Genomic DNA, 24773 nt, shown 5'->3' on the forward strand with positions numbered 1-24773 from the left:
CACCACGGGGAGCCTCCAGGTGACCAGCGATCCTTCCGGAGCCCGGTGGTACCTGGACGGGGCCTACGTGGGCGCCACCCCCGGTGACATGAGCAACGTGGCCGCCGGGAGCCACAAGGTGACGGTCAAAATCGATCGATACCGGGATTGGGAGAAGACGGTCACCGTGAATGCGGGCGGCCGGGAGACGGTGGCGGCGGAATTGACTCCCGTCCGGAAAGAGGCCGCATCCGGTGAGACCTGGACGGAACCCGCTACGGGCATGGAGTTTGTCCGGGTGTCCGGCGACTGCTACCGGATGGGGCAGACGGACGCTGAAAAACGGTATTTGATCAAAGAAGTGGGCGAAGAGAAATACAAGGAGTGGTATAGCCACGAGTTGCCGCGACACGAGGTATGCGTGGACGGGTTCTGGATGGCCAAACACGAAGTGACGGTGGACCAGTTTGGGAAGTTCGTGGATGCCGCGGGTTATAAGACGGAAGCCGAGCGAGACGGCGGGTGCTATGCGTACGAAGGCGAATGGAAGAAGAAAGAGGGGACGAGTTGGCGGAATCCACCGACCGTGCAGCAGCAGACGAACCATGCCGTTGTGTGTGTTTCCTGGAACGACGCCAAGGCGTTCGCCAAATGGTTGAGCAGGGAGTCGGGCAAGGACATCCGGCTGCCCGGCGAGGCCGAGTGGGAGTACGCGGCGAGGGCGGGAACGAGCACGATTTGGTTCTGGGGGGATGATCCGGATAGGGCCTGCCGGTATGTGAACGCCGTGGACACGGCTTTCAAGAAGACCTGGGATTCCTCATACTACTTTGATTGCGATGACCGATACGTCACAACCGCCCCGGTCGGGACATATAAGTCCAACCCCTTCGGCCTATACGATATGCTTGGGAATGTCTGGGAATGGTGCGAGGACTGGTATTCGAGCGATGCCTATTCCAAGTACACGCGCGACAATCCCATAGTTGACACGGGCGGCTCCGACCGCGTGATCCGAGGGGCCGGCTGGTCCGACGACCCGAGGCACGTTCGGTGCGCCGTTCGCTCCTACAGCACGCCGGGCTTCGGGAGCAACTACCTCGGGTTCCGCCTCCTAAGGACGGATTAGGTTTTGGGTCTGACGGTCTTTGCTTGTATCCGTTCGCGGGATATCAGGAGAGACCTTGTGAACGGGCGGGTTTATATACTATCCCAACCGGGAGCGCCCTTAAACAAGGTTCTAATGAGACTCGCCTCGACTTCCTTCTCTTCAACGACCGCCAGGCCGGATCGATCCGCGATGAGGTGCACGGCCTCGGCAAGGCGCGGAATGGTCCTGCCTCCAACCACGATTCGTCTCCCTTCGGTCTCGATGGCGTACACGTCGACTGGAAAAGGCGCAATAGAAGGAGATGCGAGGAAGATGTGGTATATCTCCTTTCGATGCCTGACCGCGCGAACTTCATCCCAACCGAGGTGAAAACGGTGGAACGGAGGCAGTGGGCAGGCCCGCCATCTTGGGATAATGGCGTTCAGGCCGGTAGGCATGATGTCTATTCTGGTCCCTATTGCCGCGATCCCGTTCAGAAGGGCCGTTAGACCTACCAGAGCGAGGGGCAGGCTCATCAATAAGAAAGCCGGCCAGGGAGATTTTGCCACAAATAGCACCAGAGTCGCCAGGATTACCGAAAAAAGCCCAAGAACGAACAAAATCAGCCCGGACGCCATGGCCTTATAGATGAATATCTCGTCTCTGACGTTGTTCATCACTTGCCTCAAAAAGTGACACGCCCGGAGAAGCAAGCCAAAAAGAAGAGGGCTCGATAGCCCTCTGAGTAGTTGATTCTATTGGTGCGCCCAGCAGGATTTGAACCTGCGGCCTACGGATTCGTATACAGTAAACTTGAGCTTACGAACCCCCTCATCTTGTTCTAAGTTATTGACTTTAGGTAATTTTATCATTCACAACCTTTGCTGATTTTAGGCAGTTTTGACCGATTTTATAAAAAAACCGCACACCAATCAAGGGGAAGTGAAGTATCGAACCTCGTCCCCCGGACGCCTGTCGCTTCCTTTGGGTCATCCTTTTTTTGCGATTCAATATTTCCAAGCCGGCCTCCAACACCGGCCGGACCGACCTTGGAATCCGGAAGTCGGCCCTTGCTGGACTTGTCCGGCCCCCTCGTGTTATAAAGTAATTATCGTTCGGCACTCAATAGCCAATGCCTGGTTTTGTACCCTATGACCCATGTCTATTAATACACTTGTCGTAGTTTTTATACTCATTTTCCCTTTCTCTTCAGGGTGAATTGATTCATCCCGATTATCTAAGATCCGTCAAATAGTTGCATTAAGATCTGGACATAAGCCGCCGGATGAGGTATAGAGGGGGTATTTTCCTACTACATCCGGCGGTATTTGTCATGAATCTTTCGGACAGGAGTTTCAGAGATAAGCCTTCGCGATACGGAAATTAATAATAGTTTCAATCGGTTACATAATATGTACCCGTAGAACCTACCTTGTTACCCCTCTCTACATGACCTAACTGCCTTATTTTTGTTATCATAATCGATTTTTAGCTTGACATGTAGAACCTATGTTTTATAATCCAATCATGCCCCATTTGTACAAGAAGACCTTCAAGGGTAGAACCTACTGGTACCTTCGGGAGGTCCATCGCGTCGGCGGTAAGGTCCGACTGAAGTGGCAGAAGTATCTCGGAACGCCGGAAACCATCCTCGCCAAATTCGAAGAAGCCGAGAGTCTCGGCAGGCCTTGCAGGCTCAAAACCGAATCCTTTGGAGCCCTCTTCGTAGCCCAGGCCCTTGAACAAGAACTGGATACCATAGGCATCGTCGACAGTATCGTCCCAAGGGGGCGCAAGGAAAATTTGACTCAACTGACCTCCGAGCGCTACTGGGAGAAGTGGGATCGCGTTTCCAAGGAGCAGGTCGAGAAAGCCGGTCGGCTCTTCCTCGAAAGGCTCTGGGCCGGCCGCCGACCGAGCCCCGACACCGTGCTGTTCGACACCACCAACTATTTCACCTACATGGCCACCAAGACCGGTTCCCATCTGGCGGTAAGGGGTTACAGCAAGAGCGGAAAACACCACCTGCGGCAAGTCGGTCTCGGATTATTGGCGGATCGAGCCACCTCGCTGCCCATCCATTACAAGGTCTACCCCGGCAACCTCCATGATTCCAAGCTGTTCGAGCAGATTCTCGACGAGCTGTTCGGCGTGATCCTGGGCTTTACGGAAGGAGACAAAACCCTTACCGTGGTCTTCGACAAGGGCATGAACTCAAAAGAAAACCTCGCCCTCATCGACGCCCAAAGCCGGATCTATTTCGTCACAACCTATTCCACCTATTTTGCCGACCATCTGGCCGCGCTGAATCCCGAGCACTTCCTCGTTCTCGATATCCCCAAAAACCATGGGCTCGAGGACCAAGAACGCCCCGACGACAGACTCACCGCTTACCGGACCAAGCTGACCCTTTGGGGCCGGGAGCGCACCGTGGTCGTCACCTTCAACCCGGTTACCAAGCGCAAAAAACTTCACGACATGACCAGGAAACTGGACCAACTGAAAACGGAACTCGTCCAATTCCGGCAAAAGTTCCGGGACCAGGAGCCTCAATGGCGAAGCCCCAAGACCATCGCCACCCGTTATCACAAGGTCTGTGAACAGCTCCATATCAGTCACAAATTCTATCGCCTGGCTTTCACGGAAAACACCATGAGCTTCCGTAGGGATTATGCGGAGATCGAGGCGGCAAAGGCCGTCATGGGGAAAAACCTCATCGTTACCGACCATCACGATTGGATTACCGAGGCCATCGTCCTGGCCTCCCTCGATAGATATCGCATCGAGCAGCAGTTTCGGGTGAGCAAGGCTCCATGCCACGTCAGAATCAACCCGATGTTTCACTGGACCGACAGCAAAATCCGCTGCCATCTTCTGACGTGTATCATCGCCCTCTCTTGCCTGAGACTTCTCGAACTCAAGGTAGGCGGGCCCGAAACCGCCAAAACGCTCATGGAGGAAATGACCGGCCTGAACTCCGCCTTGAGCTGGTACAAGGGCGCCGCCCTCCCCATCGTTCAAATCGAGGAACCCAACGAGATCCAGACCAAGGTATTGACCGCCCTTGGATATACAATAAAAGACGGTTCGGTTCTACAACTACGGCATGTGCTCAGTTTCATTGGAGGTTATTCGGAACTTTGAACTGGGGCCGGCGCTTGCCCTGCTTCAAAAGCGTGCACCACCTGCTCGACCATATCCACGAGCTTCGTGAACTCCTTCGAAAAAACAAGGTCCGGGTCTTTCAGAAATCCGGTAATTCCCGAATCCCCGGCGTCCACCAGGCGTGGCTCAAGAGGCAGTCTTCCCAGAAAGCGCAGGCCGGTCTCCCGGGCCGTACGTTCTCCGCCGCCTTTGCTGAACAGAGGGATTTCCCGACCGCAGTGAGGGCAGATGAGTCCGCTCATGTTTTCCACAACCCCGAGCACGGTCATATTCACCTGCTTACAGAAATTGATGGATTTACGAACGTCCGCAAGGGACACTTCCTGAGGCGTCGTCACTATGATGGCCATGGCATCGGGTATGGTCTGAGCGACGGTCAGGGGTTCGTCGCCCGTGCCCGGCGGTGAATCGATGATCAAATAGTCCAGCGGGTTCCATTCGATGTCGCTAATGAACTGTTTGATGACTCCGATCTTCAACGGTCCGCGCCAGATGACCGCCGAGTCACGATCCGCCAGCAGGCTGTCAATGGAAACAACCTGAAGATTTTTGTCAAATTCCATGGGTATGCCCTTCTGTGAATCTCCGACCCCGATGAGGCCCGTTATGCCAAGCAATCGGGGAATACTCGGACCGTGAAGATCCACATCCATAAGGCCTACCTGATACCCGTGCTGGGCCAGCGAGACGGCCAAATACGCGGCGACACTGCTCTTGCCCACGCCTCCTTTTCCGCTCATGACGATGATCTTATGCTTGATTTTCGATAATCTATCTTTGAGAGCCTCGTCCTGCTCCGTTTGTTTTTGCTGCGCTTTCGTTGATGCGCACTGTTGGGCTGACATTCGATGATTCCTCCTTCTAGATAATGGGATAATATGGATCGAAAAGAGGTTCTTTTCAAGGGGTCCTCGAACGGGAAACCCTATCGTTCCGTCTTTTTCGAGAAGAGACGGAACTGTTGGAATATTCCGCTGCTCGTTCGCGTATAAATGCGGGCCGGGGCTTACCGGGTTAGGGGGTGTTTGCATGGGGAGATCTCGTGTAAGGGGTCCTTCCCCCGACCCGCGTAATATTCAACTTTCAACGGATGTATTCGGCGCTTGGAGCTCCGATGCTTTCCGACATTGGTCAGTGTGTCGCCTCTCCATCCCGGACACAGGATAGATTCAGCCGATTTTCGCTACATACGTTCAACTCGTCCCCTCTTCCGCGTCATCATGGCCGCAGGGGCTCCATATGTAACTCGAAAGATGGTTCCCGTATCCCAGGCGCCTCCGAAATCGAGAACAACCGGGCATGCTGAACCGCGCCTGCATGATTTCGCCATCGTGGTATGCTCGGACGATTTCGAGTATTTCTCCGGAACGCCACGGGATGACGTCAATACTCTGCGACTCCACCTGATGCGCCATCCAACGGCTGATCCCGCCGCAAATCAAGACACCGACGCCGAGCGATTTCAATTCCCTGGGACGCCTGTCGCAAGGAACGTTCTTCCAGCACATGCGCAGACACGCTCGATCTGCTTGCGTGGAGGCGTCAAAGATGAGCACTGTCCGGCAGGTATCAAATACCGGAGAAATACGCCCCCGGTGTTCGGGCACGGCCAGCATAAGCGAAACCTCCTGACTTCCCTGAAAGCAACTTGCATGCCTAAAATGGGGTGCGAAGGTTTCTTTGTTTTTTCAATGGGTTCAGTCTATGATCCATTGACAGGATCGATCGAGCACGGGAGGGGCGTTGCAAAAAACAATGTTTGGACGGGCTCTCTAAGATGCAGAATACAGCCGTCACGGGGGGCGTATCCGTTCACACGGTCAAATAGACCCCCCACAGGCGCTCGTTATGGAAGTCGCCTGACATGAAGCACACCCTTGTCTGAGAGGAACAAAGAGAAAAAATACGGGGAGAATCCTTACAAGGTCTCCCCCTGCCCTGTACTGAAAATGAAAGATCTACCGATCTATGGCTTTTTCCCGGATTGTCTGTCCGGTCTCGGGGTCCCTCCACTCCCCATTGGTTTCGTGTGTCTTCACCTCTTCATGGGTGACCTCGACACCGGTCTGCGGGTCCTTCAGAGTCTTGACGGAAGATTTACGTGGGAACGGTCTGTGATGAATCACCTGCCCCGTATAAAAATCAACAACGTCCGTCCCCTGTCCGCCGTTCTCCGCCCAGGACACCGTGCCCGACAATGCAAAGAGTAACCCTATTATCACCAACAACGTCTTTCGCATACCGCGTTTACCTCTCCAGGAATATCCTGACCTTATTATCCGTTTTTGCCTTCAGGTGTACTCCCACGACGATCGAACCCCCCGCCTCTTTTCGCCTTGGAAGTCAATATTTATCCCTAATACGATTACATTAATCATCATCCTTACTTCTTAAACCCCTCGTTTCCGGTGTACGTCCTTCCTCCTGCCTATGGCGTTTACTGCATCACCGGATTCCAGGTCGGTTCAAGAGAAGCCCCGTCGTGCGTAATCTGCGTAAAGCCGGAACCGGCTACGCCCATGGTGCAGATGTCCACGGTAAACTTGTATGTTCCGATGTCCAGAACGTTGAGACCTTGCGGGCCTCCCGTCAACAGGGCGAAGGCCAATTTGGACCCGTCCGGACTGAAGCTGGGATGCGACGCCAACTGATCGTAATTCACCTGAGTAACCTGAACGGGCGTGGAGGAGCCGTCCGCGGGAATCACAAAAACATCTCCAGTAATGTTCAAGTTCCAATCGGTGTAGGATGCCACATATGCGATCTTCTTTCCGTCGGGACTCCAGGCGGGTGACGCGCAGCCGTAATAAGCCCCGATCGCCTGAGTTCCGGCAACCAGCAGTTCCTCCGGCGCTTGAAGTCCTTTAGCCGTGTCCGTCGGTATGATGACGATGCTGTCGGCTAGGTACGGTCCCAAGACAAAGGCCATCCGGTTGCCCGTGGGCGCGAACCGGCCCGTGGAACAGTAGGTGTGATAGATGTCGCTTCGCACGTCGGGGAAAGCGCCGTCCGCATTCGACCACGAGAGACTCAGAAAATCGAGGAGCTTATCCTGCTTCTGTCCGTCCTTATCCTCGATCGTGAAGCTTGAAATGAGCGAATCGTAGGCCACCTTGGCCATCTCCGGCGCAGCGGAAGGCGACGAACAAGACAGGACCGTGCCGTTCACCAAGTGAAAGGAGACGGAGCCCGACCCTCCGTCAGGCACGTCCACACTCAGGTTCACGTCCCCTCTGTGCCCGTCCTTATTGCATTTGACCCAGATTTTGCCGGACGGAACTTTCGGAAACGTGATGGAAAAGTTTTGGCCCGATATCTGGCTGGTTACCCCGGGAGAATCCACGGTCCAGGGCTGGTCGGAACCCTGGAAGGAAACCACCACCTGAGAGGGATGAAGGGTCTGCTCCTGGGTGTCCACGTTCACGGTCAAAGAACCGTAGCCCACCGGGGTGATCCGTTCACTTCCCGTGATTCTCCGCAGCCGGCTCCCATCCGGGTTGATCTCGAATACATCGCGGTAATTAAAGCTCTTCCACATCTGATAGTTGGAAGAGAACAGGACCTTGGCGCCGTCCCACGTCCACATGGGCGTTCCCGCTTGATAGACCGCGTCGACGGCGTTGAGGTTCGTCAGATTTCGTACATCGCTCCCGTCCGCATTCATGATGTATATGTCCGAAATGGAAATCATTTGACTTGTGGACGCGCGTGTGAATGCGATCTTTCCATATGCCGGAGGCGGAGCCTGATGTGGATACCAGCGATTCAACTGGTAGTTATGGACGGCTTGAGGAGCAAGTGAGGTCGCTTCGTCCTCGGTCAATACGGCTGTTGCAGTGGAAGGACCGGTGAAGTGGATTTGAAGCTGATGACGGCCTGTAAGATCCCCCAGATCCAGATCTTCAGCAAACGGAGATGCCAGAAAGACCAGGAAACGGTTCAAGTCCTCCGTAATGACGAAGATCCCGTCCCCACTGGCATAACTCTGCAAATACAAGTTGGTGGTGGCCGCTCCGGCGAAAGGCGCGTCTTTCCAGATTCCATCGTACACGTTCGCGAAGTCGCCGGGCGCTTCATGCAGCCGATAAAACGTCAGGGATCGCTCCGCCTGGCCGCTCAGCGTCAGCGTCGTCTGCGCCGTACCATCCGCCTGAAAAGTCATGCGAAGCCGGTGGTTTTCCCCGGCCAGATCAGGGGCGTCGATTTCCGACTCGAAGTCGGATTCCTGAAACACGTATACGCTCTGGAGATCCGGAGTGACGATGGCAATGGCGGACCCTTCGGCGTAAGTCTGTATGTACGCGCTCAGGGTGGCCGTCTGTCCGCCCGGGGCGTCTTTCCAGATCCCGTCCACCCCGGCGATGGCGGCTGGACTCATGCAACTCCAGGCCCAAAGAGCAAAGCAAGCGACGGCCCACCCTCGAAGGCAATTCCTTCTGCTTATACTCGGACACATGCTGATTCTCCCGGTTCGTCGTTCCCGTTGGACTCGAACGTCTATCCAGATAACCGTTTACGCCAAAAGCACGTTTTCAACGCGCCTTTGTTATAATTCTATCCGCATTCCCGCGAGCGATCAACACGAGCGTTTCGAGTCCATCGTAGGACAGGAAACCGGAACAGTGGAGTTGAACGGCGGAAAATTCCGAGAAGATAGGAAACGGGCCGGAGGGAAACAGGAGTCCAAGCCCCGGTTTCAAAAATACCAGGTCAGCCAGGAGAAAACCCGGTTGGGCTGCTGGTCCGTGACTCCGAGCGGGGGGATTTCAACGCCTCCGTATTCGGTGTTGTTCCCCCCCCAGAAGACGGTGGAAGCCAGAGTGAACTGAAGGTTCGTACTCACGTCCCACACCAGATACGGTTGGAGAATGCCACTCGGGTCCACCACGTTGGTGATGGTGTTGAAATACACGTTTACCAGAGGATGCAATTCGATACGGATCTGGGTGTCCACATAATGACGACCGACCACGAACAGTTCACCCCGTTCCAGGCGATCCAAAAGGGCTTCGTTAAAAAACGCATCGACATACTTCTTGCGCTCCTCGCCCAGCCCATTAAAATAGTATTCGACCCAGCCATACATGTTGTATCCCCACCAGTTCCAGGCGTAGTCCAGATTGGCCACAAAGCTGAAAAACGACGTGTTCTCCTCGTCCAGGTACGTCCAGGTGGTGTCCATTCTACATGCCGCCCCGCCAAGGTACCCGACGGCTCCGAGGCCGGAAACCAAGTCCTCATAGTGCTTCCCCAGAATGAAAGTCAGTTCGGTCTGCGAACCGGGAACGAACCAATGATATTTTCCGGCCAGAGAAGATGCTTCCCATGCCGGATTACCCGTTTCGAAATCCTTCCTGGCCACGTAGAGCAATGTCATATCCCCGTATCGTTCGTCGAGAGGGACATTTAACAGGGCCGCATCGTCCCCTTGTTTGTATTCACGGTCCAGCGTGGTGGGAGCAAAAGGGCTGAATACGTCCATGGGGTTAAAAATGAGCCCGTGTCCCCAGGTCACAGCCTGACGTCCGAGCTTAAATACCGTGTCTTCATAAAAAACCGTGAAAAAAAGCCGGTCGAAGCGATTGACGAGCAGATGCCCATCGCCTTCGTCCAGGGTCCAGGTGAGATCCATCAAGCGTCTGTCGTCATCGAGACCGGCTCCGATGCCGAGAAACTGGGGGAACTCCACCCCCAGGATCTCCTCCAGTCGGCGGGTGGCGCGCCGGGTATCACTGACCAGATAGAACGTTTCGTTGTGCGCCTCGAACTGGGCCCAATCCGCAAATCTGTATTGTCCCTTCAGCCGCAGTACGGACTGATAGTCCCATAGGGTTTCCAGGCCGACGAGCCGGAAAAGGCTGTCTGAATCCGGCCACGAGGCGGCGACACGGTTTTTGAAATGTCCGCCGAAGGAGAACTTCTCCGGATCAAGTATCCGATTCAGGAGTCCGGTATTCGAGGGGGGGTTCTCTTTGGAAGGCGCTTCGACGCCTCGGATTTCAGGCGCCAGGCACAAGAACGCGAACAGGCAGGTCCAGAGAAACAGGAACACGCGCAGTATCGGGACGTTGCCCATGACTTAATGGCTCTTCAAGACATCGTCGGATACCGCGCCGTCCCTGAGGCGGACAACTCGGCGGGCCCGTTCCATGACCATCTTATCATGGGTTGAAAACACGAAGGTGACTTTGTGTCGATCGTTGAGCGCTTCCATGATGTCCAGCAATCGTTCCCCGTTTTTCGAGTCCAGGTTGGCGGTGGGTTCATCCGCCAGTACCACGGCCGGTCGGGAGACGATCGCTCTTGCGACGGCGACCCGTTGCTGCTGTCCGCCGGACAGCTCAGCCGGCCTTCGATGCAGTTCCTCCTCCAATCCGACCTCTTTGAGCATTTGCTCCGCCCTCTCGACGCGTTCGTTCCGCCCCATCCCTTGCAGCATGAGCACAAATTCGACATTCTCGATGGCCGTCAGAACGGGGATCAGGTTGTACGCCTGGAACACGAAGCCGATCTTACGCAAGCGCATTTCGCTCAATTCCGTCTGGCTCATAGAGGTGATTTCGTTTCCGTTCATACGGATAGTGCCCGATGTCACCCGGTCCAGGCCGCCGATCATGTTCAGCAGAGTGGTTTTGCCCGATCCCGAAGGACCTGCCAACGCCATAAACTCGGCCGCTTCCACGTCCAGGTCAACGCCCCTTAACGCCTTCACTTCCACTTCGCCTTGACGGTATACCTTGGTAACCTCTCTGCACTGAACCATCGGCATCACGGAATCCCTCTGTTCAACAGGCCGTTATATATGAGCCAACGCCTTTACCGGAGATATACGCGCCCCCTTCAAAGCCGGATACAGGCACACGATCAGTCCTAGAATGATCACCGTCGCGTTGGCGCCTATATAGTCCTGAGAATGAAGCACGGGTATGATAATGTGCGGTATTCCGAGTTCCTCCAGGCCTTCGGAGAACGCGCTCAAATCGATGCCCACGTGAGAAAGCCATCCCACTGTGACCCAACTCAGGACGTTTCCAATCAGAATTCCAAGCAGAAGAAGACACAAGGACTCGAACATGATTCCCGTCACGATGAGTCGCGGTTTCATTCCGATGGCCCTGAGCATTCCAAACTCCCGGATTCGATCGAAAACAGCCATCAACATGGTATTGACCAATCCGAAGCCGACCGCCACAAACACCACTACGAACCACAGATACATGAAACGCTCCCAGAGATCCAACTGGGCCTTGATCAGCGGCGCCAATTGCCACCAGGCCTTTGCTTCAAATTCCGGCGGCAGCTCGGACGAAATCTTCCGGTATAGAGGCTCTACCAGATCGCGGTTCTCGGCCATGATACAAATTTCGGAGATCCCATCGCCGATTCTCAGCATACGTTGGGCTTCGGACAGCAGGATGAAAGCAAATTGCTCCTCGATAAGTTCGATTTCCGCCGCGTATACGCCCACAATGCGAAAGCCCGCGGACGCCACTTGATTCTGGGTGTCCTGGGACATCAATACGAGCTTCTTGCCAAGTCCGGTATCGAACTTCTCCGCCAACCCACGGCCGACAATGATCCCGTGTTCGTCCCCGGAGTTCAGATAGCGTCCTTCGACCACAGCGGAGCCAATAAATGAAACCTTCGCCTCCTTCTCCGGATCAATACCTACAATCACAATGCCCGTTGAATTTCTGGCATTACTCACCACTCCGGGAACCCGAACGCGCGGAGCCCAACGGAAGGGTTCCGAAAAACCTTCAACCTGTTTATACAAGGTTTCAGGATTCCGGACGGTGTGCTCGATCACGGGGTCCTCGAAATACCCTTTGGCCGTGATCTGGATATGGCCAGTCAGCGTCTTGATGGAATTGTTCACCATCTGATCCAGCATGCCCCGATTGAGGGATCCCAGACTCAGCATGGCAAAAACGCCGATCGATACGGCTAGGAGTATAACGATCGTGCGGCGCGGAACGCGCCAGATGTTCTTCCAGGCCATGCTCAACAAGGTCAACATACACGATTCCGATCTGTTGAAGGAGACACGTCAGAATACAGGTTCGGGGTTTTCTAATCCCGCATGGCGCGGACCAACTTCAACTTGAGTATTCGAAATGTCGGGAACGCCGCCGTAAGCAGGGTCACGGCGAAAATGATCAAAGGCCCGGACAGAACGGAGCCGACGGTTAGCTTCGGTCTCAGTACGGAAGGGAGTCCGTATTGGGCGAACAGGTCTTCAGTGCCGGAAATGTCAATGCCGTGGATCTGGAAGTAGTAGGTCACCGCCACTCCCACGAGAATGCCCAAAATGACACCCCAGATGGTAAGGTAGGCCGATTCCAGCAAGACCATGCCGATCAAGCGAATCCGTTTCATGCCTATGGCAATCAACACCCCGAACTCATGTGTGCGCTCGAAGACCGCCATAACAAACGTGTTCATAATACTGAAGGCCACGACCACGATCAGAATACCGTAAAATATCCATGCGCTCATCATATCCACCTGGATCGCCTGTTCCAGTCCGGGCATCAATTCGTTCCACGTCAACACCGCCAGGTTCTGTGATGTCCGGCGCCTCCCCAGCTCGGCGCGAATGGACTCCGCCAGAGAGCCCACTTCCTCCAGATCCTTTCCCATCACTACGATCTTATGAACAGCGTCGTCCATATCGTATGTGCTTTGAAAGGTCGCCAGGGGTATCTGCAGAGCGCTTCTGTCGAAATCCGGTTGCCCTGTCCGGAAAACGCCTTTGACGGTAAGCGCATTCGCCGCTACGGAGCCGTCGTAGCCCTGGCCGAGGATCACCAACTCGTCACCCACGTCGACGGATAGATTCTTGGCCAACAAATTTCCGACTACGGTCGCGTTCCCGTCTTTTTCAGTCAGGTACTCAGCCCGTTGCATCGTGGAGGAAACCAGTGAGAACGCATTGGCCCGAAAGGCAATGGCTTCGATCCGAGGATTCTTGTCGATTAGTTCGGCGACGGCGCGTGGTTGCCGGACCACCTTGCGAATTTCCGGCTTGTCGTTGTACCCTTCGGCTTGTACCTGGATATGGCCGGCTTGAAGGCGCACGGCGGTATTGATGATCGCATCGTAGGACCCGGCCTGGAGAGAGACCATGAAAATCAGCAGCACGCACGCGAAAACCACCGCTGAGGTGGTTAGCAAGGATCGACGCGGATTACGCCAGATGTTCCTCCAAGCGACTTTATTGCTTACACCCATACATGGCTCATTCCGCTTCGGCCGGGGATCTCGTTTCCGAAACCACCCCAGAGGTTGTCACCTTAACGACTTGTCGTGCTAAAATTCTCTGGCGCTTCTCAAATAGGAAACCGTGAAATAGCTGTCCGGCACCGGCACGTCGAATTCCGCCTTCAGGTAATGGAGCCGGGTGTATTCGCCTTTCGCCTCTGCTTTGCGCATGTACCAGATGCTCGGAAACAGCCTTCCCCCCACCGGCTCGATGTTCTCCGAAGTCATCTCCTTTACCAGCACACCGTTTTCATCGAGGAAACTCTGCTGAAGTATGATGTGGTCGTCGCGAATCTTGAGCATCTGCATCCCCCAGACCACGGGCGCATCCGTTTTCGCAACAGCCTTGATCACATAGACTTCGTGTCCTTCATTCTTTTCGGTGCCAACGATCTCATGGGTATAATCTTTGAGTATACTGTTCGCCTTTGACAGATCGTTATTGGAAAAGTCGGACCCCATCCAGGACTGTGACATGAGTGACGGAGGCAATTTGATGATCCGGTCGACTTTCGGATTGTAGGTCCACATCTCCGTGCCTTTCTTCAACGTGCCGTTACCCTGGTCTTTTGGGGGGGCTACAATCCTGAAGATGCTTTCTTCCATTCCACGGGTCCAGGCAAGGATGGTCATCGTCCGTTCCCAATCAGGTCTGTGGATGGTCATCTCCACTTCGACTCGAGACGTGTCACCGCGGTAGTACTGCCAAGCCGAGTCCAGGATTTCCATGGCAGTGGGCTCCGGACCTTCGCCGAGGGCCTGAGTCGATAACGTCACGATAACGAGAATGCACAATAGCAGGTGTTTCTGCATGCGTTGATCCTTATACGGGCAAACGGATTCGAACTCCGGCTCCGCCGCGGAGGTCTCTTCCCGGAATCGCGACGCCTTACGGCCTGTGACACCGACGTTTAAAAATCCGGCGGGATGATGGGCTGCTCCTCCACATATTGGCTGACGAACAGATTCACCCGACAGAGCCTGAGTTCTTCCACATAGTGGTCAATACCTCTCATAATCATGTTCCTGTCGGCTTTCTGGTGGTAAATCATCAGCTTAAATGAAGCTGAAGCCTGGCGGGGTATATGGGACGGGAATCGCATCTCTTTCAAATCGGCGCCTCTAGACTGAAGAAAAGCACCCAGCATGGCTGCCGCGGTCTCCCAAACTTCGTTAATGATCGTATCCGGAGATCCTATACTTTCCAGCGCCTGAGTGCAATATCTGGCAACGGTCGATAGGGGATCCTGGCAGTACCCGCAGCTCGACGCACAGTCACTGGCGACATACTTGTTTGGAACCATGTATGCAGTAAGCGTCTCCTCCAACAACCCCATGGCCATGGTTCGAAGGGGCTCCGCCAGTCCGGAAGGGTCGTCTTTAAAAGACGTGTCGGCGTCAGCAATGTAATCCACGGCAAAAGCCGTGCTCATGGCCGCTTCCCAAAATTTTTCGTCGCGAACCATATAGAGCGCACGTTTGTAGGCAATCTTGGCCGCCACCGAGTTCCGATCCAGCAGTTCATGGAAAGGGACGCCTTTTGCCTCTTCCCCACCTAAAGCCAAGCTGTCCAAAATGTCCTTGAGTTCGTCGATGAGTCTCCTGAGTAACCCCTGCTTCTCCTCGGTAGCTTCATATTCGGATTCGGACACGCAAATCTCGGAAAAGGCCTTGAATCGAAAGCTGTCATATCCTAGAATCTCATCGTCACGAAAAGAGTCGAAAGAGAGTTTTTTCAACCTTTCTTTGATTTCGGGAATGGAACAGCTTTTCCTGGCAGCCTTCATACGATACATTACCTCATCCGCGGCGGATCATACTTAAAACAGCCCCTGAATTCAACGGAAACCGAACCAGCCCCACGAAGACGAAGCTCCGTCCGGACTAAGTTGCGCCGGTTCGGCGCTGCCTGCGATTTCCTCTCCGCCGGCCCGGAACTTCCTCCGCGCCACCCCGGCAGGCCGGGAAAAGGGATCGGGGGAATCCTTCCGCAAAAGGACGCCCCCGTATATCGCACCGTGTCCCGGCGAGCGTGCATCGGATCTCCGCCATTGCTTTGCCGGGCGAATTCCTCCGAATCCGCGAATCCGTTTCTATAGCCCCCCGGCGTATAGATCGATGTGATCGATACCCGGCTTGAGAAAGAAGGCGCTCTGCTTTACTTTGGCTCCGGCGCGCGAAAATGTGATAATGCATTTGTATTCCGCGTCTACCCGCTCGAGGCTTTTCACGTCACTTAACTCCACCAGGGGATTGGCGCAAAAGGCCATTTTCACGGCGTCGTCCACGGGATCCACTCCGGCCAAGTCCACGGGGCCTTCCGGGAAACGGGGATTCCTGAACGCCGGAACGGCGACCAAGCCTTCCTCCCGAAGAAGCTGGAAAACCACACAACGAATCGTTTCCTTGATGGACAGGTCACTCCTGTACCCCTTCGGAATGAGTTCTATCGTCTCAACGGATCGTTTTTGGATCAAATCATTCAGCATGATGCACTGTCCTCTCCAAAAGTCCTGAATTCACTTGAACGATAAGATTGAATTTGGTAGGTTCACCTCCTTCTGGTAGAATGTAGCCAAGTCAGTCCATACTTTCAAACCCCTGGAAGATCGGAATCATGCTGGAACCTGAATTTCTTCGCCGGATAACACCTGAGAGAAAGGCCGAGATCCTGCACCGCTCCATGGAAGACGTGTCCGGAGTGTTAGAAGACATGCGTCGCGTCACGCTGGACATTGCCGGGAACGGCGACCAGGTCACCCTCGAACACTATAAGAAACTGAAAACGGATATTTCGAAACAGGACCTGAAGGTCACTTCGGAAGAAACCGAACGGGCCTATGCCGCGTTGGACCCGGCGATCGTTAAGGCCCTGAAGCATGCGCTCGAAAACCTCGAACGTTTCCATCGCGCACAGTTGGAGCGGGAGATGTGGTCCATCGAGGTAGCTCCGGGCATCCTGGCGGGCAGAAAAACCACACCCATGGACATTGTGGGTGCGTATGTGCCCGGAGGCCGGGCGGACTATCCTTCCAGCGTCCTGATGAACATCGTTCCTGCTAAAATCGCCGGAGTGAAACGGATCGTGGCTTGTACGCCTCCCCGTTCGGGAATGTCGGTCAACCCGGCCACGATCGTGGCGGCGCATCTGGCCGGCGCCGAAGCACTCTTCAAGATGGGAGGACCGTGGGCCGTGGGGAGCATGGCCTATGGCACGGAGACCGTTCCTAAAGTTGACAAGATTGTCGGACCGGGCAACAAGTACGTCACTGCGGCCAAGATGGCAGTTTTCGGCCTGGTGGACATCGACTCGCCGGCCGGTCCCAGCGAAGGATTGATTCTCGCCGACGATACGGCAAGGCCGGACTGGGTCGCCATAGACTTCCTGAGCCAGGTGGAACACGATCCCGACGCTGCGGCAGTGATCATAACCGATTCCGAGGAACTGGCCCGAAACACCGCCGATCACATCGAGAAAATACTGGAATCGGCCTCCCGCAAGGACATTATCAAGGAAGCTTTGAAGCACAACTCAGCAATCCTCATAGCCGGGAGCATGGAGGAGGCCATCGACTTTACCAACGAGTACGCGGCGGAGCACCTGCAGATCTGGACGCGAGACGTTTGGCAGACATTAATGCGAGTTCGGCACGCAGGGTCCATTTTCATGGGCCCTTATGCCCCGATTCCGGCGGGAGATTATGCTTCCGGAACCAACCACGTCCTTCCAACGGGCCGCTGCGCGCGCATGTTCAGCGGGCTCAGCGTGGACGATTTCATCAAGAAGCCGACGTTCCAGTACTTGTCCAAACAAGGGCTCAAAGGACTCAAAGACAGCATTATTCCCCTGGCTGAATACGAAGGTCTGCCCATGCACGCGCAGACCATCCGCGTCCGCTTCGAGGAAGACGAAAAAGAATAGGGCCGGCGCCAAAGCCTGGTCGGAATACGAACGCGAGGTTGGGTCGAGGAACTAAATCCAAAAGGAACTGTTTAGATAATCCGGTATATGCGGGTGGTTATTTTGGGGCGGGTTTCAGACCCGCCCCACTGTTTTGGGGGAGAGAACAGATCAGGATCGAAAACTCCCAAGAGCCGCAAAGCCTTACTCCTGCGGGATGACCCTAATTGACCCAAACTTCAACTCGCCCGGCTCACCCGCTCAGAGTTTGAGTGCGGCGGTTGTCTGCTTTTCAAGGTGCTTCTGACATAAGCAGTGATGTTAACGAGTCCGTGACTCCGAGGCGGGGCGTCGCCCTGAATCGGGCGGGCATTCGTGACTCCGAAAAGGTCCGGCCTGTGACATTTAAGCGTCAAACCGGGGCATAGGCACTTTCAAATATTCTACACCCTCGTCCTTGAGCGTTTTTTCCTCCGCTTCCGTAGTGACGCCTCGAATTTTCTTCTTATCCGAGACCCCGTAGTGGATTTTCAAGGCTTCTTTGGCAAAATCCCCGCCAACGTCCTCGTAATCTTTCGAGAGATGTTCATAAAAATGCCGAATCATCTGTTCGGGAGTCGGACCGTCCATCTCTCCGGCAGGCTTCTCCGTCCGCGCCCCGTTCTTTATGGTGAAAGGGGAAAACAGCTTCTCGATTTCTTTGCTGCCGCAAAAAGGACATTCAATCAATGCCTGCGCCCTTTGCCTCTCGAAATCGTCGCCATTGTCGAACCAGCCTTCAAACTTGTGTCCGGCGTCGCACTGCAAATCGAAAGCGATCATAAGTCCCTGGTCCTAAAGACGTGTTTCTCGTAAATTTCCATCAACTCCTCGGTAGCGTGCGGAATGAAAATCTTCCCTCTCATTTCCTCCAACCATTCGTACCGGAAAGGATACCCACTCTCCCGGAACGTCAAGCTCTTGTAAGTCAAAGAAATCTTATCATTATGAATCCGTAAAAGTAAAGTACACCCGAACGGCCCACGGTTCTTCTCCAGGTACGCCGTTTCCATGGGCGGACCCTCTTTTAAAGACATAACAGCCTCTTGAAAAGGAACACATTATAGGTATAAGTTCAGGCCACGACTATGAATCGACCCGATGAAAAAGCAAAGCTCGACTCGATCGAAGAAGCGAGGAGCGTCACTCGCGCCGCGGGTATTGTGGGCGGAGCCACCCTGTTGAGCCGGATCCTGGGCTTTGCCCGCGACATGGTGATCGCTTACTTCTTCGGTACCGCTTCCACTGCGGATGCCTTTTTCGTTGCCTTTCGCCTGCCGAATCTGCTGCGTCGCCTTTTCGCGGAGGGTTCATTTACGGTGGCGTTCATACCGGTGTTCACCGAATCGCTCACCCACCAGGGTAGAGAAGCCGCTCTGGAAATTGCACGATCCGTCCTTACGGCTCTTGGCCTGGTCCTGGTGTTGATATCCTTCCTCGGCATCCTGTTTGCACCGGCGGTGATTCACGTAATCGCACCCGGATTCACCCAGGACCCCGGAAAACTGAGCCTCACCGTGAGTCTCACCCGAATCACCTTCCCCTATATCTTCTTTATCGGACTGGTCGCCGGCTGTATGGGAGTACTGAACTCCCTCCGTCATTTTGCAGCTCCCGCTCTGGCTCCCACGCTGCTCAACCTTTCGATGATCGGCTCGGTGGCTCTGCTTCATTCGTGGTTGGAAGAACCGGTTTACGCACTTGCCTGGGGTGTTCTGATCGGAGGGCTGCTTCAGCTCCTGTTGCAGATTCCGTTCATGGTCAAACTGGGATTTTCCCTCGTCCCGCTGTTCCGCTTCGATAATCCTGCATTGAAGCGTATCCTATATCTCATGCTTCCCTCGGCTTTGGGAGCGGCCGTCTATCAAGTCAGCATTCTGCTGTCAACACTTCTGGCATCCTTACTGCCTTCGGGAAGCGTATCTTATCTGTATTATGCGGACCGGGTGGTCCAGTTTCCCCTGGGCGTATTCGCCATTGCTTTGGGTACGGCCAGTCTTCCCAGCATGTCGCGGTTTGCAGCCAAGGGCGACATAGAGGGACTTATCAATACGTTTTCGCACTCGTTGCGACTTGTCCTGTTTATTGCCGTACCATCCATGGCCGGCCTGGTTGTGCTTCGCGACCCGATTGTGTCAGTGCTGTTCCAGCGCGGGGCCTTCGATGCGGACGCTTCCGTCCAAACGTCATCCGCGCTCTTATATTACGCGGTCGGATTATGGGCCTTTTCAGGAATTCGTATTGTTCTCTCCGCGTTTTTCTCCCTTCAGGATACAAGTACTCCGGTCAAAGTGGCTATCCTATCTCTCGTCGCCGGCATTCTGTTCAGTTTGGTGCTTATGGGTCCCATGCGACACAACGGTCTGGCCTTGGCCACCTCCCTGTCTTCGGCTCTAAATCTGGGTCTCCTGATGTTCCTTCTGAGGAAGAAAACCGGACGGATGGATGGCCGCAGGATCCTGGCGTCTCTTGTCAAAACCACGGCAGCCACCTGCTGCATGGCGCTTTCCGTGGTCGTGGCGAGTCTCGCGCCCCTGCCCGGCGGTATCGCGGTTCGTTTGACGAGCCGGCTGGCTATCGGTTTTATCGTTTATTTGGGGGTGGCCTTCCTTCTACGCTCGGACGAAGTTCAGACGCTTTTCTCCCCGATTTACAGCAGGATAACCCGCGCCATAACTAGAAAAACCTGAACCATACCAGGGCAGAAGCACGAAACCGTATGTTTAGGAATTGGAGAGATACGGATGGACACATGGCAAACCAAACCCACCGACCGGTTTGTGCTTAAGTGGATCAAGATCCATCTGTCGGCCCGGGTAACGCCTAATCTCGTCCATTTTGAGTGGCTGAGGCCCTGGATGATCACCCTGTTTTCAGCGATCCTGGGCTTTTTTGCGGGGGTGGTTTTCGCCCTGGGCCTGGGGTGGCTCGCCGGTTGCATGGCCGCCGCCGCCCAGGTGTTGGACGGAGTAGACGGACAGCTCGCCAGGCTCACCGGCAGGCAGAGCAGAGGGGGGGCGTTCTGGGACTCCGTACTCGATCGGTACGCGGACGGTTCCATGGTCATCGGAATGGCGATCTACCTCGCACGCATTCCAAATCTCATGCCCATCTGGCTGCTGGCGCTATTGGCCGCCTTGGCCCTTATTGGAAGCAATCTGATCAGCTACTCGAGCGCACGGGCGGAAACCCTCGGACTGGATTTGGGAAAGCCGACTTTGGCGAGTAAAGGCACAAGAACGTCGGTAATGATCCTGTGCGCGTGGGGAAGCCTCTTCTGGCGCTACTTCCCCGTGGCGGCCCTTGTCTACCTCGTCGTTCATCCCAATCTGGCCGTTATCGCGCGACTCATCCGAACCGCGCCGGATGATGGGCTAATGGAGAGGGACCCGGAATCAAGAAAAATTCAGTGAACGTAAAGGATTCCGGATCCCCACCGGCTTTGGAGAGAAACGCCGAATTTTGACACACCGTCAAAGGCTGGAAATCCGACAGGAAATCACGTTGTACCGGCTTTATTGCTTTCGCCGGAGTTCCTCCTCGATCATTGCCTGGAAGCCTTCCAAGCTTCGATTTTTCAAAAACTTACCGTTAATGTAAATGCTCGGGGTACCCCGAACTCCGGCGCGCTGGGCGTCCACCATGTCTCTGGTGACGAGGTTCCCAATGGCCGGATCCGCCATGTCCTTCTCCCACTGTTCGATATTGACTCCTAGTTCAACAGCGATCTGCCGGATCTTTTCGTCGCCCAGTGCGTTCATGTTCTCGTAAAGCTTATGATGGATCTCCCAGAACTTGTCCTGTCTGGCGGCTGCAAGGGCGGCAATAGCCGCGTTCCGCGCGAATTTGTGGTTGGAAAGCGGGAAGTTCTTGTTTACGTACTTGACCTGGTTTGGATACTTTGCCAGCACCTGGCTGATCAGCGGTTCCAGACGAGCGCAATACGGGCACTGATAATCAGTGAAAATCGTGATGACCACCGGAGCGTTTTCCGGGCCTTTGAAGGGTAGCCCTGAGACGTCTATATCGTGGACCTCCTGAAGTTCAATGATCTCGACCTTCTTCCCCGTACGACTCAAAATGACGATACAATTGTCTTGCTGGGAGAACGAGAGCCTGTCCATTGCGGGATCAACGGGTATCTTGGCTATGGAGTCGCCCCCCGTTAAGGGATAGACCAGGATTTCGCCCGGAGCCAGCACGAACAGCCATTTACCATCCGCGGACGAGGCAATATCCAGCGGCTCTTTGTCCAGTTTCAGTTCCTGCCTGATCTGCCAGTCCAGACCGACACTTCCCGCCGGCGCGGCGGAAAAACCCATCGCGCAAACCGTCGCAATGGCCACGACCAGCCCGAGTACTTTCTTCACAGAGTGTCTCCTCTCGTGTTTGTCGCCTGTCATCCCTTTAAGGGGCGCTGCGTTTGATTTAATTGAATTATGGAAAAAGGTGTTATTTGTGGGACCTGCTGTTTATGCGAAAAGGAAGCGGTAATGATCGGGTACGGGAGAACGGTGATCGGACGCTTCCAGCGGTTTCTTTGACCCTGCTCGACTCGGCGTCTTCATGGAGGGACAGGGTGCTGGATGCTCGAGACGAACCCCGAACGATGCACTATGCGTTCCAAACAAAGAAACCCAGCGCGCTTCGGGATTCCGTATCGAGCGAGAGGAATCGAACACGCATCGATATATCGTCCGCCCGAGCCGACAAGACCTCCGCCTTTACACGAATCTGCGGTCGGTCCTGACTCAGTTTGAACCGCATGAAAAACTCATCCCCCAGTTCAAATACGGTCAAGCAGCGGAGCCAGCATTCATCCATGCCGATTCGATCGATCATGCACTCCTCGAGTTGGTCGCCGATCTCGATGGATCCCGTCAGGCTCGTTTCGATGATGCGGGGCGAGTGAGGGGCCCTGTCGGGCGCCAGTTGAATCTGGACGCGTTTCAATGTCAGTGTCAAACGGGTCTGCGCTTTCCGATCCGCCCTGGACTCTTGTTGCTCTCCAACGTCACTGATGCGGGCCGCCTCCATCAGTAGATATTCCCAGCCTTTTTGTATGGAGGGTTCGTTGCGGTGGGGACCCTCCTGGAATTCAAAGTCGCCGCTGCTGCTGTTCACCAATCGGTAGAATGCCTTTTCTCCCGACAGACTGCCAAACACGGCATGCACGATCTGTCCCTCGGTAAGGTACACCCATCCTGTTTTGGACGGCTCCCGAATTTCTGCTGTCCCGGTCAATCCGTTTATACAGCACAATTGCAGGATGTCCGAAATTTGTATTCCTTGTGCTTCCTTCATTTCACATGAATCCATCCGGATGATGCCGGTATTGTATGACCTCTTCACCAGCGGGCTTTTCTTAACATATCAAAGTCCGGGCTGGATGATCAAGCACCCCCTCCGGTACGCTCGATTCTTCCCGGCGCGATCCAACACCTTTTCAGATTGAAGCCTTCCGAGAAAAGATGGAAGATGCCGTGGTTTGACCTGAGACGGACGGACTCATTTCGGACCGGTTGGGTTGACGTCTTACGCTCTTTCTCCGTTGCTTTCTCCCGTGTGATGGTTAAGTATATGTTCATCTCTGTCCCGCGCCGACGGATTGGCGGCGCAGCCGGCCCGGCCTTGATGACGGCGTTAAATAAGACTCTTGGAGGAAGTTGTGAAACCATACATTATCGGAGTTGGCAGACGAGGTGCGGAAATTGTACAAAAACAGCTGAGGACCGGCCTAGCGGATACGGTCGTTCTGTTTGCGGATACGGACGCGGACGATCTGGAATTGAGGCCCGAGGAAAGCCGCTTACGACTGGGGGCGAGCATTCCGCCGGGGGAAGTGATCCGTAATACTATTTCGTTCTCCTACGATGCGGCCATGCAGGATCGGGACGCCATCAAGTCCCGGCTGAGCGGCGCCGGAATCGTAATCCTCGTAGCCGGCTTAGGCGGTGGAACAGGGCCGGGAGGATCGGAAGCCATAGCCCGCATGTGTGAAGAGCTCGGGATTCCTGTGGTAGCGTTCGTTACCAAACCGTTCAGGATCGAAGGAGAAAGCAGGCTTAACCGAGGGCGAATCGGATTTCGTAAAGTGTACAATGCTGCAAGCCTGATCGTATCTTTCCCACAGGACGTGATCATACCTTATTCCCAGAGAATCACCCGCGTGCGCGAACTCATCGATATCGTAGATGAGTTTGTGGTCGCGGGAATTCAAGCGTGCGTGGAAACCGCAGCGGATGAAAGCGCCGAAACCGCCTTGAGGTCCTTGATTGCCGCTTCTCCGGAAGGCGTTTTCGGTTACGGGCTTTCGGATAATCCCGATGGTATGGACGAGGCTCTCACCTTCGCCCTGGAATCTCCCTTCATAAAAAGTATATCCCTCAGCCGCGCCAAAGGTTTGGCGGTGACCGTACGAGGGTCGAAGTCTCCGGATGGTCAGTCGCTGCGCTCCGATGTGGGAAGAATCGTGGACCAGAAATGCCCCGAAGCCAAGGTGATCATCCGTCAGACAACAGACCATCGCATCGACGGCCTTCAGATATCCCTGCTGCTTACAGGCGAGTTCGGCGAATCCATCCCTTTACCCATGGATTCTTTCACTCCTGTCTACGAAGGCTGACCGGTAAACGAGTCTCCTTCTACGTTCGATCGACACGCTGGTCCATCCAATAGGTGGAACGGCGGACCCGTCGAGTAAGGCTTTGGGCGGGATGCAAGGCTAATTGAACTACCCAACTCCGCTCTTAACGCAGTAAAGTCAATAGCTTCCTGTGCGTTGGACCAGTTTGCATAGAAAACCCGATGCCTGGAGCATGAGCCTTGATCAAGCATCGGTATGGGTCATCCGGAAATCCTGGATACGCGCCCGCCCCTTTCCTCGCCGGAAGATGTCCGCGGACGGATGGTAATCAAGTTGAATCCTGACTTCGGTTTGGTATTCAACGCCGCAGCGGCGATGGCTGCCGGACGGGGTTATCTTTCTCCCATTACAACGGCTCCGGCGCTCCACATCGGATTCCGTGTGGGTCGCTGCCGCGTCTTTACGGCTGGGTCCCTATCCGGAATAACCGGCATTAGAGACGTCATGTAGCAAGCCCATGGCCCCCGGATCGTGGGCTTCGACCCGGCCTAGTCGTTATTGGCCGTACCCGGTCCCACCAGTCCGAGGTCGATCTCCATCACGCGCAGGCCGGCCAGCAACCTGGCCATGTTACACGCGAGGGCGGGAAAACCGTCCACCTCCCCGGCAAGCGCCTCGGCTTCACGACGAAGGTTCGCAAGGCGGTCCAACAGCTTGTCCAAATTCATATTGTACACATTCTCCCCCGG

General features: G+C 54.9%; 22 protein-coding genes. 6 read left to right on the forward strand and 16 right to left on the reverse strand.

The window, feature by feature from the left end; translation table 11 throughout:
• A partial coding sequence (locus tag HY788_03050; GenBank protein MBI4773153.1) for an SUMF1/EgtB/PvdO family nonheme iron enzyme occupies positions 1-1108 on the forward strand: 1108 nt, incomplete at its 5' end.
• 71 nt (positions 1109-1179) lie between these two features.
• Here HY788_03050 and HY788_03055 read toward each other — a convergent pair.
• Positions 1180-1746 carry a hypothetical protein gene (locus tag HY788_03055; protein MBI4773154.1) on the reverse strand — a complete coding sequence of 189 codons (567 nt, stop codon included), beginning with the start codon at positions 1744-1746 and terminating at the stop codon, positions 1180-1182.
• Between the two features lie 850 nt (positions 1747-2596).
• Here HY788_03055 and HY788_03060 point away from each other — a divergent pair.
• Entirely contained in the window at positions 2597-4213 is a 1617-nt protein-coding gene (locus HY788_03060) for an IS1634 family transposase (GenBank protein ID MBI4773155.1), read from the forward strand.
• Here HY788_03060 and HY788_03065 read toward each other — a convergent pair.
• The 11 genes from HY788_03065 to HY788_03115 all read right to left on the reverse strand — a co-directional run bounded on the left by HY788_03065 (position 4198) and on the right by HY788_03115 (position 15987).
• The gene (locus tag HY788_03065; GenBank protein ID MBI4773156.1) at positions 4198-5079 is read right to left on the reverse strand and encodes an Mrp/NBP35 family ATP-binding protein; all 882 of its coding nucleotides are present in this window, start codon (positions 5077-5079) and stop codon (positions 4198-4200) included. The two genes, HY788_03060 and HY788_03065, sit on opposite strands and share 16 nt — an antisense overlap.
• A 348-nt stretch (positions 5080-5427) precedes the next feature.
• Positions 5428-5850, reverse strand: a complete 423-nt coding sequence (locus HY788_03070; protein MBI4773157.1) for a hypothetical protein — start codon at positions 5848-5850, stop codon at positions 5428-5430.
• Positions 5851-6192: 342 nt separating this feature from the next.
• Complete coding sequence (locus HY788_03075; GenBank protein MBI4773158.1) at positions 6193-6474, reverse strand: hypothetical protein; 282 nt, start codon at positions 6472-6474, stop codon at positions 6193-6195.
• 197 nt (positions 6475-6671) lie between these two features.
• Positions 6672-8612: a PD40 domain-containing protein gene (locus tag HY788_03080; protein ID MBI4773159.1), complete on the reverse strand. Its 1941-nt coding sequence runs from the start codon at positions 8610-8612 to the stop codon at positions 6672-6674.
• 318 nt (positions 8613-8930) lie between these two features.
• On the reverse strand, positions 8931-10310 hold the full coding sequence (locus HY788_03085) for a hypothetical protein (GenBank protein MBI4773160.1): 1380 nt from the start codon (positions 10308-10310) through the stop codon (positions 8931-8933).
• Positions 10311-10313: 3 nt separating this feature from the next.
• A complete protein-coding gene (locus HY788_03090) occupies positions 10314-11003 on the reverse strand; it encodes an ABC transporter ATP-binding protein (protein ID MBI4773161.1) in 690 nt (229 codons plus the stop codon).
• Positions 11004-11030: 27 nt separating this feature from the next.
• Entirely contained in the window at positions 11031-12254 is a 1224-nt protein-coding gene (locus HY788_03095) for an ABC transporter permease (protein ID MBI4773162.1), read from the reverse strand.
• A 53-nt stretch (positions 12255-12307) separates the two neighbouring features.
• On the reverse strand, positions 12308-13468 hold the full coding sequence (locus HY788_03100) for an ABC transporter permease (protein MBI4773163.1): 1161 nt from the start codon (positions 13466-13468) through the stop codon (positions 12308-12310).
• Positions 13469-13546: 78 nt separating this feature from the next.
• Positions 13547-14311 (reverse strand): outer membrane lipoprotein-sorting protein, encoded by a 765-nt coding sequence (locus HY788_03105; GenBank protein ID MBI4773164.1) that lies wholly within the window; start codon positions 14309-14311, stop codon positions 13547-13549.
• A 98-nt stretch (positions 14312-14409) separates the two neighbouring features.
• Positions 14410-15294, reverse strand: a complete 885-nt coding sequence (locus HY788_03110) for a hypothetical protein (GenBank protein MBI4773165.1) — start codon at positions 15292-15294, stop codon at positions 14410-14412.
• 297 nt (positions 15295-15591) lie between these two features.
• Positions 15592-15987: a hypothetical protein gene (locus tag HY788_03115; GenBank protein MBI4773166.1), complete on the reverse strand. Its 396-nt coding sequence runs from the start codon at positions 15985-15987 to the stop codon at positions 15592-15594.
• A gap of 125 nt (positions 15988-16112) precedes the next feature.
• Between HY788_03115 and hisD the strand changes: the two genes are divergently transcribed.
• A complete protein-coding gene (hisD, locus tag HY788_03120; protein ID MBI4773167.1) occupies positions 16113-17420 on the forward strand; it encodes a histidinol dehydrogenase in 1308 nt (435 codons plus the stop codon).
• Positions 17421-17804: 384 nt separating this feature from the next.
• Here hisD and HY788_03125 read toward each other — a convergent pair whose 3' ends face one another.
• A complete protein-coding gene (locus HY788_03125; protein MBI4773168.1) occupies positions 17805-18221 on the reverse strand; it encodes a DUF1178 family protein in 417 nt (138 codons plus the stop codon).
• A gap of 305 nt (positions 18222-18526) precedes the next feature.
• On the opposite strand from HY788_03125, the gene murJ reads away from it, so the two are divergent.
• The gene (gene murJ / locus HY788_03130; GenBank protein ID MBI4773169.1) at positions 18527-20128 is read left to right on the forward strand and encodes a murein biosynthesis integral membrane protein MurJ; all 1602 of its coding nucleotides are present in this window, start codon (positions 18527-18529) and stop codon (positions 20126-20128) included.
• 54 nt (positions 20129-20182) lie between these two features.
• Positions 20183-20851: a CDP-alcohol phosphatidyltransferase family protein gene (locus HY788_03135; GenBank protein MBI4773170.1), complete on the forward strand. Its 669-nt coding sequence runs from the start codon at positions 20183-20185 to the stop codon at positions 20849-20851.
• A 102-nt stretch (positions 20852-20953) separates the two neighbouring features.
• Here HY788_03135 and HY788_03140 read toward each other — a convergent pair whose 3' ends face one another.
• Together HY788_03140 and HY788_03145 are read right to left on the reverse strand one after the other, a co-directional pair.
• On the reverse strand, positions 20954-21808 hold the full coding sequence (locus HY788_03140) for a thioredoxin domain-containing protein (protein MBI4773171.1): 855 nt from the start codon (positions 21806-21808) through the stop codon (positions 20954-20956).
• 244 nt (positions 21809-22052) lie between these two features.
• Positions 22053-22742, reverse strand: a complete 690-nt coding sequence (locus HY788_03145) for a DUF4388 domain-containing protein (GenBank protein MBI4773172.1) — start codon at positions 22740-22742, stop codon at positions 22053-22055.
• 364 nt (positions 22743-23106) lie between these two features.
• On the opposite strand from HY788_03145, the gene HY788_03150 reads away from it, so the two are divergent.
• On the forward strand, positions 23107-24063 hold the full coding sequence (locus HY788_03150; GenBank protein ID MBI4773173.1) for a hypothetical protein: 957 nt from the start codon (positions 23107-23109) through the stop codon (positions 24061-24063).
• Positions 24064-24572: 509 nt separating this feature from the next.
• Here the strand turns inward: HY788_03150 and HY788_03155 are convergent.
• Positions 24573-24752: a hypothetical protein gene (locus HY788_03155; protein ID MBI4773174.1), complete on the reverse strand. Its 180-nt coding sequence runs from the start codon at positions 24750-24752 to the stop codon at positions 24573-24575.
• Positions 24753-24773: the final 21 nt, after the last annotated feature.

This window comes from Deltaproteobacteria bacterium (genome assembly GCA_016208165.1).
Taxonomy (GTDB): Bacteria; Desulfobacterota; Desulfarculia; order JACQYL01; family JACQYL01; genus JACQYL01.

What these genes read in the sequence shown, in the direction of transcription:
- HY788_03055 (MBI4773154.1), bottom strand. Translation starts at nt 1,746, where the DNA reads ATGAACAACGTCAGAGACGAGATATTCATCTATAAGGCCATGGCGTCC.
- HY788_03060 (MBI4773155.1), top strand. Translation starts at nt 2,597, where the DNA reads ATGCCCCATTTGTACAAGAAGACCTTCAAGGGTAGAACCTACTGGTAC.
- HY788_03065 (MBI4773156.1), bottom strand. Translation starts at nt 5,079, where the DNA reads ATGTCAGCCCAACAGTGCGCATCAACGAAAGCGCAGCAAAAACAAACG.
- HY788_03070 (MBI4773157.1), bottom strand. Translation starts at nt 5,850, where the DNA reads ATGCTGGCCGTGCCCGAACACCGGGGGCGTATTTCTCCGGTATTTGAT.
- HY788_03075 (MBI4773158.1), bottom strand. Translation starts at nt 6,474, where the DNA reads ATGCGAAAGACGTTGTTGGTGATAATAGGGTTACTCTTTGCATTGTCG.
- HY788_03080 (MBI4773159.1), bottom strand. Translation starts at nt 8,612, where the DNA reads ATGAGTCCAGCCGCCATCGCCGGGGTGGACGGGATCTGGAAAGACGCC.
- HY788_03085 (MBI4773160.1), bottom strand. Translation starts at nt 10,310, where the DNA reads ATGGGCAACGTCCCGATACTGCGCGTGTTCCTGTTTCTCTGGACCTGC.
- HY788_03090 (MBI4773161.1), bottom strand. Translation starts at nt 11,003, where the DNA reads ATGCCGATGGTTCAGTGCAGAGAGGTTACCAAGGTATACCGTCAAGGC.
- HY788_03095 (MBI4773162.1), bottom strand. Translation starts at nt 12,254, where the DNA reads ATGTTGACCTTGTTGAGCATGGCCTGGAAGAACATCTGGCGCGTTCCG.
- HY788_03100 (MBI4773163.1), bottom strand. Translation starts at nt 13,468, where the DNA reads ATGGGTGTAAGCAATAAAGTCGCTTGGAGGAACATCTGGCGTAATCCG.
- HY788_03105 (MBI4773164.1), bottom strand. Translation starts at nt 14,311, where the DNA reads ATGCAGAAACACCTGCTATTGTGCATTCTCGTTATCGTGACGTTATCG.
- HY788_03110 (MBI4773165.1), bottom strand. Translation starts at nt 15,294, where the DNA reads ATGTATCGTATGAAGGCTGCCAGGAAAAGCTGTTCCATTCCCGAAATC.
- HY788_03115 (MBI4773166.1), bottom strand. Translation starts at nt 15,987, where the DNA reads ATGCTGAATGATTTGATCCAAAAACGATCCGTTGAGACGATAGAACTC.
- HY788_03125 (MBI4773168.1), bottom strand. Translation starts at nt 18,221, where the DNA reads ATGATCGCTTTCGATTTGCAGTGCGACGCCGGACACAAGTTTGAAGGC.
- murJ (MBI4773169.1), top strand. Translation starts at nt 18,527, where the DNA reads ATGAATCGACCCGATGAAAAAGCAAAGCTCGACTCGATCGAAGAAGCG.
- HY788_03135 (MBI4773170.1), top strand. Translation starts at nt 20,183, where the DNA reads ATGGACACATGGCAAACCAAACCCACCGACCGGTTTGTGCTTAAGTGG.
- HY788_03145 (MBI4773172.1), bottom strand. Translation starts at nt 22,742, where the DNA reads ATGAAGGAAGCACAAGGAATACAAATTTCGGACATCCTGCAATTGTGC.
- HY788_03155 (MBI4773174.1), bottom strand. Translation starts at nt 24,752, where the DNA reads ATGAATTTGGACAAGCTGTTGGACCGCCTTGCGAACCTTCGTCGTGAA.